Source organism: Blautia sp. KLE_1732_HM_1032, assembly GCF_025147905.1.
Classification (GTDB): domain Bacteria; phylum Bacillota; class Clostridia; order Lachnospirales; family Lachnospiraceae; genus Blautia_A; species Blautia_A fusiformis.
The window spans coordinates 2,281,288-2,293,761 of sequence record NZ_CP102266.1; the positions used below are offsets into that span (position 1 = coordinate 2,281,288).

General features: G+C 45.8%; 12 protein-coding genes. All 12 read right to left on the reverse strand.

All coding sequences use genetic code 11. The features are described from left to right. Positions 1–234 precede the first annotated feature (234 nt). The gene (locus NQ489_RS10950; protein ID WP_021652987.1) at positions 235–798 is read right to left on the reverse strand and encodes a Fe-S-containing hydro-lyase; all 564 of its coding nucleotides are present in this window, start codon (positions 796–798) and stop codon (positions 235–237) included. 1 nt (position 799) lies between these two features. Beyond that, a complete protein-coding gene (locus NQ489_RS10955; protein ID WP_021652988.1) occupies positions 800–1,642 on the reverse strand; it encodes a fumarate hydratase in 843 nt (280 codons plus the stop codon). 55 nt (positions 1,643–1,697) lie between these two features. Continuing rightward, a complete protein-coding gene (locus NQ489_RS10960; protein ID WP_021652989.1) occupies positions 1,698–3,308 on the reverse strand; it encodes an FAD-dependent oxidoreductase in 1,611 nt (536 codons plus the stop codon). Positions 3,309–3,321: 13 nt separating this feature from the next. Further along, positions 3,322–3,999: a 2Fe-2S iron-sulfur cluster-binding protein gene (locus NQ489_RS10965; protein ID WP_021652990.1), complete on the reverse strand. Its 678-nt coding sequence runs from the start codon at positions 3,997–3,999 to the stop codon at positions 3,322–3,324. A gap of 29 nt (positions 4,000–4,028) precedes the next feature. Continuing rightward, positions 4,029–4,883 carry an FAD/NAD(P)-binding protein gene (locus NQ489_RS10970; protein ID WP_021652991.1) on the reverse strand — a complete coding sequence of 285 codons (855 nt, stop codon included), beginning with the start codon at positions 4,881–4,883 and terminating at the stop codon, positions 4,029–4,031. After that, positions 4,876–5,913, reverse strand: coding sequence for a 4Fe-4S dicluster domain-containing protein (locus NQ489_RS10975; protein ID WP_021652992.1), 1,038 nt, complete (start codon positions 5,911–5,913; stop codon positions 4,876–4,878). The genes NQ489_RS10970 and NQ489_RS10975 overlap by 8 nt, the downstream gene beginning before the upstream one ends. 3 nt (positions 5,914–5,916) lie before the next feature. Continuing rightward, entirely contained in the window at positions 5,917–6,891 is a 975-nt protein-coding gene (locus NQ489_RS10980) for a 4Fe-4S dicluster domain-containing protein (protein WP_021652993.1), read from the reverse strand. Further along, positions 6,879–7,322, reverse strand: coding sequence for a hydrogenase iron-sulfur subunit (locus tag NQ489_RS10985; protein WP_015524686.1), 444 nt, complete (start codon positions 7,320–7,322; stop codon positions 6,879–6,881). Before NQ489_RS10985 ends, NQ489_RS10980 begins: the two co-directional genes overlap by 13 nt. Further along, positions 7,313–9,301, reverse strand: a complete 1,989-nt coding sequence (locus tag NQ489_RS10990) for a CoB--CoM heterodisulfide reductase iron-sulfur subunit A family protein (RefSeq protein WP_044962409.1) — start codon at positions 9,299–9,301, stop codon at positions 7,313–7,315. Before NQ489_RS10990 ends, NQ489_RS10985 begins: the two co-directional genes overlap by 10 nt. Positions 9,302–9,305: 4 nt before the next feature. Then, the gene (locus NQ489_RS10995; protein WP_015524685.1) at positions 9,306–9,695 is read right to left on the reverse strand and encodes a 4Fe-4S dicluster domain-containing protein; all 390 of its coding nucleotides are present in this window, start codon (positions 9,693–9,695) and stop codon (positions 9,306–9,308) included. Further along, entirely contained in the window at positions 9,692–10,486 is a 795-nt protein-coding gene (locus tag NQ489_RS11000) for a CoB--CoM heterodisulfide reductase iron-sulfur subunit B family protein (protein WP_044962411.1), read from the reverse strand. Before NQ489_RS11000 ends, NQ489_RS10995 begins: the two co-directional genes overlap by 4 nt. A gap of 375 nt (positions 10,487–10,861) precedes the next feature. Next, entirely contained in the window at positions 10,862–12,301 is a 1,440-nt protein-coding gene (locus NQ489_RS11005; protein ID WP_021652997.1) for a L,D-transpeptidase family protein, read from the reverse strand. Positions 12,302–12,474: the final 173 nt, after the last annotated feature.

The following is a 12,474-nucleotide window of genomic DNA, read 5'->3' on the forward strand; positions in this document are numbered from 1 at the left end:
CTTTATCACTCTTTTTTCGATTTTATTTACTTCAAGTATATAAATCAATCTTATCATTGTCAACTTTAATTTGATCATTTTCGCAAGAATGATTAAATTGAAAGTGAAATGATAAAATTAAAAAGCCCAACAATAAATGCTTCTGCACGGATTTTCAGCATTTACTGTCGGACTTTTATCCTTTTTTTATTCCTTTTTGAAATATATCACAATATCACATTTTGGGGCAAAAGATTATTCTGCGTGCTCTTTCAGGTACTCTGCACGTCCCTCTTCGTAGAGGTTATTTCCCTCACTGTCAATGATGACTACAAGCGGCATGTCTTCCACATAAAGCTTGCGGAGTGCTTCTGCGCCCAGGTCTTCGTAAGCGATAAGCTCTGCTTTTTTGATGCATTTTGCAAGAAGTGCACCTGCACCGCCGATGGCTCCGAAATATACGCCGTCATATTTTTTCATGGCATCTACGACTTCCGGAAGGCGGGCACCTTTTCCGATCATTCCTCTGGCGCCTACGGACATCATAGTCGGTGCATAGGCATCCATACGGCCGCTGGTTGTAGGGCCTGCGGAGCCGATGACTTCGCCTGGTTTTGCCGGAGTCGGACCTACATAGTAAATAGTAGCATCTGTAGGGTCAAAAGGAATCTTTTCTCCTTTTGCAAGGGCCTCGCACATTCTCTTGTGACCTGCATCACGGGATGTATAGATAGTTCCTGTCAATAAAACCTGGTCGCCTGCATGGAGAGTTCTTGCCAGCTCTCTTGTCAGAGGCAGTGTGATCTTTCTTCTTTCCATATTAAAGCACCTCCGTTTTATGACGTGTTACATGGCAGTTGATGTTAACTGCACATGGCATACCTGCGATATGAGTAGGCATAGTCTCAATGTTCAGACCGATAGCTGTGGTTTTTCCACCAAAGCCCTGAGGTCCGATACCAAGCTTGTTGATCTTCTCCAGCATCTCTTTTTCAAGATCTGCATAGTAAGGATCCGGGTTCTCTGTATTCAGAGGACGCATCAGCGCTTTCTTTGCAAGAAGTGCACATTTGTCAAAAGTTCCTCCGATACCAACACCAACTACCATAGGCGGACATGGGTTCGGACCTGCAGTTTCTACAGCCTCAAGAATGAAATCCTTGATTCCCTGAAGGCCTGCAGATGGCTTGAACATACGGATCTGGCTCATATTCTCGCTTCCGAAGCCTTTTGGTCCTACAGTTACTTTCACCTGATCTCCAGGAACGATCTCTGTATAGATCATAGCCGGTGTATTGTCACCTGTGTTTCCACGGCGTACCGGATCCTTGACAACGGATTTTCTCAGGTAACCTTTATCGTATCCGCGGCGTACACCTTCATTGATGGCATCATTTAAATCTCCGCCTGTAAAGTGGACATCCTGACCAATTTCAAGGAATACGCATGCCATTCCGGTATCCTGACAGATCGGAACATTCTCACTGTCCGCAATATCAAAATTCTCGATAATGTTATCAAGGACACCTTTTGCGATCTCGCCGTCCTCGCAGGCACGGCAGGTTTTGATAGCATCCTTCACATCTTCCGGGAGATGTTCATTGGCTTCGATACAGAGTTTTTCGATAACCTCTGTAAGTCTGCTTACTTCGATTTCTCTCATAATAGACTCCTTTCGCTTATCTCATATGTTTTTATTATCATAACATATTTTTAACTTAACGTTCGTGGCGGGCATATTTCGGCAGAAGCATAGGAGATACGTCTCCTGTATCAACGCCTGCATTTTTCAGTTCCTCTTCATATTTTCTGATATGATCCAGATTCATGGTGCCAAGCTCTACCTCTTTGCATTTGGCAGCTGCTTTTTTACCTGCATTTCTTCCAAATACAATTACGTCAAGAAGAGAATTTCCCATCAGTCGGTTTCTTCCGTGGATTCCGCCTGCCGCCTCTCCTGCAACCAGAAGGTTCGGGATTTCTTTTGTAAAGCCGTCTCCGTTGATCTCAAGACCACCGTTCTGATAATGAAGGGTCGGATAGATCACGATCGGAACTTTTCTCATATCAATACCGTAGTTCATATACATACGGAACATGGCAGGGATCCTCTTTTCGATAGTTCCCTCACCTCCCAGGATCTCGATCATCGGAGTATCCAGCCATACACCCTTTCGTCCGCCTGGAACTTCAACGCCACGGCCTTCCTCACACTCTCGGATAACACCGGAAGCATTTACATCACGGGTTTCCAGCGGATGAATATAAGCTTCTCCGTTTGCATTTACAAGCTGTGCACCAACGGAACGAACCTTCTCTGTTACCAGGGCACCAAGGATCTGTGATGGATAAATCGCACCTGTTGGATGATACTGGATAGAATCTTGATAAAGAAGGGAAGCGCCTGCTCTGTATCCAAGCACAAGTCCGTCAGCAGTTGCTCCGTAATGGTTGGATGTTGGGAATCCCTGGTAATGCATTCTTCCTGCACCACCGGTTGCAATTACAACTGTTTTTGCTCTTGCAACGGAATAGTCTCCGGTTTCCATGTTAAGAAGGACTGCGCCGGAAACCTGTCCTTTTTCATCCTTCAGAAGCTCTACAGCGGAGGTAAATTCCACTACCGGGATCTTAAGATTTAAGACCTCATCACGGATAGTACGCATGATCTCTGATCCGGAATAATCCTTTGCAGCATGCATTCTCTTTCTGGAGGTACCGCCGCCATGTGTAGTGACCATGGTTCCGTCTTCTGCTTTATCAAACTCAACACCAAGGTCGTTGAGCCATTTGATCGCATCCGGGGCTTCCATTACCAGTCTTTTTACAAGCTCCGGTTTCGCGGCAAAATGTCCGCCTCCAAAGCAGTCCAGATAATGCTGTACCGGGGAATCATTTTCTTTATCTGCTGCCTGGATCCCGCCTTCTGCCATCATGGTGTTGGCATCACCGATACGGAGCTTTGTGACGATCATAACGTTGGCACCTGCGTTATGAGCCTCGATGGCACAGGAAGATCCTGCTCCGCCACCACCGATGATGAGTACATCTACATCATAATCGATTTTTGTAAGATCGATTTTTTCGTTGAGCAGACGGCTTTCTGAATGGAGCATTTTTGTCAGTTCCAGTGGTGCTTTCTGTCCCTTGTTCGGTCCTACCTTGATCTCTGCAAATGCATCCGGGTTATAATCCGGATGGAATTTTTTGAGAAGAGCATCTTTCTCATCTGCACTCAGACGTCTTGGCTCTGTTGCCATACGCTCTGCTCTTGTAGCCTCTACCTTTTTGATGGATTCCATCATATTTTCTGGATATGGTGCATACATGTTTTACGCCCTCCTACTTCTCGATTTCTCTGCTGTTGTAAAGTTCCTGCATCTCTGTGATCGGCTTCTGCATGATCTTCTCGATCATATCATCAAATTTGCCCTCATGGATCTCTTCCACACGTTTCTCCAGATGTTCACTTTTCGGTGCGATATATTTACCGGTGAGACGTCTTGCCAGAAGGCCTACCATCGGATGGGAAATTCCTGCCGGACATCTTACGGAACAGCAGCCGCAGCTTACACAGTCAAAGGATTCCTCTGCACATTTCTCAAGCTCGCCTCTCTGTGCATATGCAATATACTGCATGACATTTAAGTCCTGTGTACAGGCCTTTGTGCAGGCATTGCATCCGATGCAGCTGTAGATTTCCGGATAGAGCTCCATCATTACCTGCTGGTTCGGCTTAAGATCTTCTATATTATAAAGTCTCTTGTCTGTAGGGAAGAACGGGATACTTGCCACATACATTCCCTCCTGCACCTGTGTCTGACAGGCGAGACAGGTTTTTAGCTCATTCTGTCCCTTGATCCTGTAGATGGTTGCGCAGGCACCGCAGAATCCGTGTCTGCAGCCGCATCCTCTTTTTAATGTATAACCGGCATATTCCATAGCTGTCATAATGGTCAGATCACCGGGAACGCTGTATTTTTTACCGAAAAAATATACGTTTACCATATTATTTTCCATTTGAGATTACCAGTCCTTTCTTTTGCTTATCAGTACTCACTAGGCAATTCATCTATTTCATCGCACCGGAATACCGGGCCGTCTTTGCAGACGTATTTGTCTCCGATGTTGCAGCGGCCGCATTTTCCGACACCGCATTTCATACGAAGCTCCAGTGTGGTATATACCTGATCTCTGGAGAAGCCCAGCTCTTCCAGTCCTGCCAGAACGAATTTGATCATGATCGGCGGGCCGCAGACCAGAGCGGTCTTATTGGTATCAAAACCAATCTCCTTCAGATAATTCGGAACAAATCCCACATGACCGTCCCAGCCTTCCTGCTCGCGGTCAATGGTAAGATATACATTTACACCTTCTGTTTTCATCCATACTTCCTGGATTTCCTTAAGCTGCACCAGATCATCTGCGGAACGGGAACCATAGAGAATATCTACTGTTCCGTAATCCTCACGGTTATCCAGCACATAATTGATCACGGAACGAAGAGGTGCCAGACCGATTCCACCTGCGATGAACAGGAGATTTTTTCCCTTTAACTTATCTTCCACCGGAAAATGATTTCCGTATGGTCCGCGGACTGCGATCTCATCTCCAACCTGAAGGCTGTGGAGATGATCAGTAAGAGATCCGCATTTTTTGATGCTGAATTCCTGATAATCCTTTACAGTCGGAGAAGAAGTAATGGAAAACATACCTTCACTGACGCCTGGTGCACAGACCATGGCACACTGTCCTGGCATATGCTCGAAAAGCTTTCCACCCTCCGGAGCTTCCACACGGAAGGTTTTTACATCCGGTGTCTCCTGACGGATATCTGTGATCACGCCAACCTTGGGGATCAGCGTATCCAGTGTATAATTCTTATGACAGGTACATTCACTCATTCTTTTCACCTCCCTGTTTTTCAAAGGCCTTGATGACTTTTACGATATTTAAAGATTCCGGACATTTCTCCACACAGCGGCCACAGCCAACACAGGAGAACATACCGTCATTATTTAACGGATAATAAACAAGCTTATGCATAAATCTCTGACGGAATCTCTGCATCTGGCTGGTACGGTTGTTTCCATGAGCCATCATGGTAAAATCAGAATACATGCAGGAATCCCAGCAGCGGTAACGGTGAACACCGTGCCCTGTGTCGTAATCCTTGATGTCATAACACTGACAGGTCGGACATACGAAGGTACAGGTTCCGCAGGCAAGACAAGGCTTGTACAGTTTCTCCCATACAGGAGAATTGAAACGGTCCATGTATTCTTCCTGCGCCCATCCTTCCAGTGAAAGATGTGTATATGGAAGAAGCTCGATAATATCACGGATCGCCTTCTTTTCCTCTTCTACCCTTGTCTCATCAGCATCTGCCAAAAGCTCCTTCACAGTTTCTGTCAGAGCATTTCCCTTTTCTGTGAGAGGCTTCCAGAAAAGCTCTCCCTCGATGATCCAGGCTGCAACATCTGCTTCCGGATCTGCGGCATCAATGCCAAATACTTTACAGAAGCAGCTTTCCTCCGGTTCATGACAGGCAAGAGCTACGATAGTTCCATGTTCTCTTCTTGCCTGGTAAAAAGTATCCACCGGATCCCCAAGAAACACCTTGTCGAGAACCTTCACGCCCTGTACATCACAGGCTCTCATTCCGAATACGACAAAATTCTGGTCTTTCAGTGCCTGAGGCTCAATGCTGATATTTTTCCCATCTTTTTTACAGGTATAGAGATTTTCACTCTGCGGAAAGAAAGCATCCTTCGGTGATTTCACGGTTTTCAGTGTTTCAAGGGAAACTTCTGCATCCTCGCTCCATGCCTTGAAGTTCACCTGCTCACTTACCTTTACCGGTAAATATAATTCCTGGTCTGCGGCAATTTTCCGGAATAATGCCGGCAAATTTTCTACTGCGATCTTATACATACATTATCCCCTTTCTGCCACGATCCCTGGCTCTACATCCTCAAAGGTAAAGCTGGTAAGCGGACCCTTTGACTCCGCATCCTCGCCTGCCTGATACTCACCGTAAAACGTATCAATATCCTTGATAAACTTACGGTTAAACAGATGAAGGGGAATTCCCTGCGGGCAGACTCTGCTACACTCGCCACAGTCCGTACATCTTCCGGCTACATGAAAGGCACGAATCACATGGAACATCTTTTCCTCAAAGGAATCCACATTTGCCTTCTGGGCGCTGTCGAACTTGTTGCTGTCAAAAACGCATTTGCGGCAGCTGCAGGCCGGACATACATTACGGCAGGCATTACAGCGGATACATTTACTCAGCTCGCTCTGCCAGAATGCAAATTTTTCTTCCGGACTCATTGCCTCGATCCTCTCAACTTCTGCGAAACGGTCAGCGTCCTTTGTCTCCTTTGACTCACCGATCAGTTCATCGTAAATTTTATGCTCTTTTCCTTTACATACATGGCAGCGTTCCAGCATGGCATCTTTGTATGCACAGGTTTTTTCTCCGTAAACAGTATCCACAGTCAATGTCTCTGCATCTCCGGTAATCTCTGCTCCGGAAATTCCCCGGATACCCTTGATCCCCATTTTGCGGATCTTTTCAATATCCAGCTTTCCTTTACAGCCAACACCTACGATATAGGCTTTTTCTCTGTCTACACGATGCTCTTTCAAAAGCTGGTTAAAGCTATATGTATCGCAGGGCTTCAGACAGACCATGGTTTTTCCTTCCAGCTTGGAAGCTTCGATCATATATTTGCTTAAATTGGCACCGCAAAATCCATCATAGACAAAATCCTCCAGAGATTCCGGTGTTTCAAAATAGGCTGGTTCCGGATTAAAGGCAAGATCTCCGGCTTTCCACCCAAGAACCCGGACTACCGTGCCATCTGCAAGCAGTTCTTTTGCACGTTTTATCAGCTCCTGCATCTTATATCCTCCAATCTCACGTTTTTACCAAGTGAATGGATCTTCTCAACAAACTCATTCATAGTCTGTGAAAATTTCACGCCTTCTGCGGCAGATACCCATTCCACACGTGTTCTTCCGTTTTCCACCCCAATATAATCCAGCATTGAAAACAGAAGTGTCATACGTCTTCTTGCATAATAGTTTCCGGTACTGTAATGGCAGTCTCCCGGATGACATCCGCACATGATCACACCATCGGCTCCTTTTTCAAAGGCACGGAGGATGAACATGGGATTGACACGGCAGGAACATGGAACACGGATGATCTTTACATCCGCCGGATAGCTCAAACGGCTGCTTCCGGCAAGGTCTGCTCCGGCGTAGCTGCACCAGTTACAGCAGAATGCCACGATCTTTGGTCTGAATTCTTCCTTTGTTTCTATCGACATATTGCATCCACCTCCGCGATAATCTGTCTGTTGGAGAAGCCCTGAAGGTCCATGGCTCCTGACGGGCAGGCTACTGTGCAGGCACCGCAGCCCTGGCAAAGTGCTGTATTGACAACCGCAACTCTTCTTGTCTCACGGATACCGTGATCGTTGACCTGTTTCTCCTCATAGGAAATCGCTCCGTAAGGACATACATTTGCACAGGTAGAGCATCCGTTACAGAGAAGCTCGTCGGATCTTGCCGTACATGGATTGGTTGTCAGCTTGTCCTTTGCAAGAAGCCCTATGGCCTTTACAGCCGCAGCTCCTGCCTGGGCAACTGTCTCCGGGATATCCTTTGGTCCCTGGCATACACCGGAAAGGAAAATTCCTGCTGTCGGTGATTCTACAGGACGAAGCTTTGCATGGGCTTCTGTAAGGAAATTGTTGGTGTCAATACTTGCAGTAAGCATAGTAGCAATCTTACGTACATCCGGATTCGGCTCAATGGCTGTTGCAAGAACTACCATATCTGCTTTCTTGAAGATCTGCTTATTATCAAGAAGATCCGAGCCCTGAACAAGAAGTGTTCCATCCGGCTGCGGAATTACTTTTCCTACCTGACCTTTGATGTAGTTTACGCTATACTGCTCAACTGCTCTTCTGTAAAACTCATCGAAGTTTTTACCAGGTGTACGGACATCAATATAAAATACCGTCACATTGGTATCCGGATATTTATCACGGATCAGCATGGCATGCTTAGCTGTGTACATACAGCAGATCTTGGAACAGTATGGCTTTCCACGGTCATCGGAGCAACGGCTTCCAACACACTGGATAAATACGATCTCCTTCGGTGCTTTTCCATCGGAAAGGCGCTCAAGATGTCCTTTTGTAGGTCCTGCAGCATTCATGATACGCTCCAGTTCCAGGGAAGTGATCACGTCTTTACTCTGGCTGTATGCGTATTCATCATACCGGTCGAGTTTGATGGTATCAAATCCTGTTGCCACTACGATAGCTCCGTATTTCTGTGTCACGATCTCGTCCTGCTGATCATAATCAACAGCTCCTGCCTGACATACCTTGGAACAGACACCGCATTTACCGGTCTTGAATTTCAGGCAATGCTCCCGGTCGATTACCGGAACATTTGGGATTGCCTGGGCAAACGGCGTGTAGATGGCTGTCCGGTTGTTCAGGCCTCTGTTGAATTCGTTAGGGATTTTTTTGGACGGACATTTCTCCTGACAGACACCGCAGCCTGTACATTTGTCCATGTTGACACTGCGTGCTTTTTTGCGGATATCAACAGTAAAATCTCCTACGAAACCGGAAACCTTTTCCACCTCACTGTATGTATAGATATTGATCTTTTCGTGGGCTGCAGCCTCCACCATTTTCGGGGTAAGGATACATGCGGAACAGTCCAGAGTAGGGAAGGTTTTGTCAAGCTGTGACATTCTTCCGCCGATACTTGGCGTTTTTTCCACGATATCAACTTCATAGCCTGCGTCAGCAATATCAAGAGCTGTCTGGATTCCGGCGATACCGCCTCCGATGATCAGTGCTCTCTTTGTAACGCGGCTTTCTCCCGGCTGAAGAGGAGCATTTAAATTGACTTTTGCTACTGCTGCTCTTGCAAGGATCACGGCCTTCTCCGTAGCCTCCTGCATATCCTTGTGGATCCAGGAACAGTGCTCACGGATGTTTGCGATCTCCACCATGTATGGATTCAGGCCTGCTTTTTCCGCTGCTTTGCGGAAAGTTGTCTCATGCATACGCGGGGAGCAGGAACAGACAACCACACCTGTGAGATTTTTTTCACGGATGGCTTCCTGAATTCTGGACTGACCTGCCTCGGAACACATATACTGGTAATCCTCGGCGTGTACAACACCCGGCTCTTTCGCTATGACTTCCACAACTTTTTTTACGTCTACCGTAGCGGCAATATTACTTCCGCAATGACAGACAAATACACCGATTCTCTGCACTTTCTCACCTCCTGTATCTTCTGAATGCACTTACCAGCAGCTGCTGAGGAAGCTCCGGATCAAGAAGCTCCGGAATTTCATTTGGTGAAAGATAGTCTCCGCCTTTTTCCCGGACAACCAGCTGTCTTGCCCCGTCAATGATCTTTCCGGGTTTTACGTCTCGCGGACAGCGCTCCACACAGGCAAAACAGGAAAGACATTTCCACAGGGATGCTGAATTTACAAGTGCTTCGATATTTTCATTGATCACGTAGGACACAAACTGATGAGGCTTGATATCCATCTCGTCAAAGGATGGGCAGGTAGCAGAGCATTTGCCACACTTCATACATTTCAGAGGATTGGTCCCGCTGATCTCCTTTATTTTTTCCGCAGCAGAATGGTTATCTCTCATTTTGCCACCTCCTCTTTGACGCCAAGGGCTTCTGCCAGAAGCTCTGTAAAATAGTAAACCGGCAGTCTGTTTCCGGCATTTTTATTCAGATTATATTTGCACAGTGGACAGGCAGTGATCAGCATATCTGCGCCAAATCCGGCTGCACTTTCTTCGATCTTTTCACACATATTCTGTGACATTTCTTTTTCTTTCAGGGATATATATCCTCCACAGCATTCATTTCTGTAAGGATAGATCACAGGCTCAGCGCCAAGGGCACGGATAAAATCCTCCATGATCCTTGGATTTTCCGGATCATCAAATGCCATGATCTTTCCAGGTCTCAGAAGCAGACATCCGTAATAGGCTCCGATCTTCTTTCCGGTAAAAGGATTTACTACTTTTTCTTTCAGTTTATCAAAACCGACTCTGTCCCGGAGAACCTCCAGATAATGGAGAACGGTTGTCTCTCCTTCATAGGGAGCTTCCAGCTGCATATAATTGTTGGCTCTGGTCCGGATATCTTCCACATTTTTCATATCATCATTGACACGCTTGATCACATGATGACAGGCTGAACAGATCGTCACCAGATCCTGGCCTTTTTCTTTTGCCTGGTTTAACGCACGGACGGAAGAAAGCTTTGTGGCGATCTCGTCTGTGCCAAGCGGATAAACACCACCACAACACTGCCAGTCCTCGATCTCCTCAAGCTCAAACCCAAGGGCTGTGGCACTGGCTCTGGCATACTCATCCAGATCTTTGGCCTTTGTTCTCAGGGTGCAACCCGGATAATAACTGTACTTCATACCTTTCATTATCCTTTCTTAGTCTAAAATCTGACGTTTATAGTAGATATTCTTGTTCATATATTGTCTTTTTTTTAACGATACATGAATAAAAAAATGAAATCTCAACTAACACTTATTTGAGTTTTTTTATCAATTTGCACCCAAATAAAAGAGAAAAACACTCTTCCTCCGCAATTAAGAAGTGTATTAGCTCGATTTCCGAGATCATCATATCACGTTATTTCTGTTTCGACAAGGCTTTTTCGATATTTTTTTGTGTTTTTTTTAACGTACTTTTGAAAAACCTTATCATTTACGATCCTGCTTCCATGATAATTTTCATTTTCGGGCATAAAAAAAGCTCCGGATCTCTCCGAAGCTTTTTTGCTCCTATCAGTAAATAATGATCGGATAACCTGCATCAATGGTGTTATAGATCAGTGCTGCCTGATCCTTAGGCAGATTGATGCAACCGTGGCTTCCGTTGGTTTTATAACGGTTCCCGCCAAAGGATGACTGCCAGGACGCATCATGAAGTCCCTGTCCGTAGACAAAAGGCATCCAGTAATTAACCTTTACATCGTAACCATATTCATTGCTGGTAAGGTTAAAGGGACTCGCCTTGTAGGCGATCGGCCATGCACCACGATATGTTTCACGCCCCTTCACCGGCTTACCGCTGACAATATCTGTTTCCGTCACAAGGCATCCGTCCTTATACAGCCACAAATGCTGTGCATCCAGACTGACCTCTATGTAACTGCCTGCCAGATCGTCTGTTCCGTTTCTCTGGTATCCTTTTTTGCTGTAAACAGGCTCTCTTGTTACAGCAGTACCACTTTTCAGGTCTTCCAGAAGCTGAGCATATTCTCCGTCCTGATCGATCCGGTATCCGTACTCATTTCCCTCAATGGTCACATCCGTTCCCGCAGATGTATGAAAGGTGCGGGGAACATAAATGGTATTGTATTTGTTGGCAAGCTCACTGATGTAGGCTTTAATGGCTTCTTCATCTAAAGTCAGCGTCTCCCCCTCAGCCTTCAGCCAGGATGTGATCGTATCGGAATCCAGAACAGCCGTTTCACTTCCGAATGTATAAGTTACTGTACTGCTGCGGTATTTCTTCAGCTGGCTGTTCAGGTCTGTAATCTTATTTTTCATATCCTCTGTTACAGTGACCGTCGGACTTACATACACATGCTTGTTGATCGGTACTGTGATGGTATCCCCAAGCAGAGCCGTATCAAATGCTGCGTTCAGATTTATGTCCACGGTAGTCTCCAGCTTATCCGGATCGATTTCCGTCCCCTGTACCTGTTTCACAAGGGTGAATTCTTTTTTCTCCTTATCGTACTGAATGGCTGCATCAATAGAAGCTTTTCTTTCTTCCGTACCGAAATTTGAAAGATCAAGAGCCTGCTTTTCCTGCTCCTCATCTTCCTCGATCTGACATTCCGGTTCTATATTTTCTTCCTTTGGAAAAAGCTTCCGGCTCTCTTCCCGCTGTTTCTGAATTTCTGTAAGCTTACTCAGAAGGGCTTCTTCATTGAGACTGTAGCCCAGCTCTTTCAAAGTTGTACTGTAAACTTCCTGATCATTTTCCTGAAAGGATACCGGACGATCTGCAAATTCCGCAGTGATCTTTTCTTCTGCCTGCTTTGCATCCAGTCCGGAAACATTCACTCCCCATATGGAAATCTTCCGTCCCAGCGTATTATGATCTGCCAAGTATGTATAGACAAATACCCCTGCCACTGCCAGGATCGTTACGCCAATGCAGATTCCAAGTATGATCTTCAGTGTCTTTTTACTGATGGTTGATCTTTTCTCCATACCCTTATCCCTCGAGTCTTATGTAATATATGTTATGTTGTCACACTGGCTGTTATTATAATACAATAAATCCCATTTTCTGTAAAAATGACTTATCCAGGATCCTTCTGATCCGGTAAAAAAAGACAGACTGCCACTCCTCGCGAAAATCTGTCCTTTCATACGTTTCTTTT

Bases quoted from the DNA above. Each gene is read 5' to 3' on its own strand.
- NQ489_RS10965 (WP_021652990.1), bottom strand. From the start codon at position 3,999: ATGGAAAATAATATGGTAAACGTATATTTTTTCGGTAAAAAATACAGC.
- NQ489_RS10950 (WP_021652987.1), bottom strand. From the start codon at position 798: ATGGAAAGAAGAAAGATCACACTGCCTCTGACAAGAGAGCTGGCAAGA.
- NQ489_RS11000 (WP_044962411.1), bottom strand. From the start codon at position 10,486: ATGAAGTACAGTTATTATCCGGGTTGCACCCTGAGAACAAAGGCCAAA.
- NQ489_RS10985 (WP_015524686.1), bottom strand. From the start codon at position 7,322: ATGTCGATAGAAACAAAGGAAGAATTCAGACCAAAGATCGTGGCATTC.
- NQ489_RS10975 (WP_021652992.1), bottom strand. From the start codon at position 5,913: ATGTATAAGATCGCAGTAGAAAATTTGCCGGCATTATTCCGGAAAATT.
- NQ489_RS10995 (WP_015524685.1), bottom strand. From the start codon at position 9,695: ATGAGAGATAACCATTCTGCTGCGGAAAAAATAAAGGAGATCAGCGGG.
- NQ489_RS10955 (WP_021652988.1), bottom strand. From the start codon at position 1,642: ATGAGAGAAATCGAAGTAAGCAGACTTACAGAGGTTATCGAAAAACTC.
- NQ489_RS10960 (WP_021652989.1), bottom strand. From the start codon at position 3,308: ATGTATGCACCATATCCAGAAAATATGATGGAATCCATCAAAAAGGTA.
- NQ489_RS10970 (WP_021652991.1), bottom strand. From the start codon at position 4,883: ATGAGTGAATGTACCTGTCATAAGAATTATACACTGGATACGCTGATC.
- NQ489_RS11005 (WP_021652997.1), bottom strand. From the start codon at position 12,301: ATGGAGAAAAGATCAACCATCAGTAAAAAGACACTGAAGATCATACTT.
- NQ489_RS10980 (WP_021652993.1), bottom strand. From the start codon at position 6,891: ATGCAGGAGCTGATAAAACGTGCAAAAGAACTGCTTGCAGATGGCACG.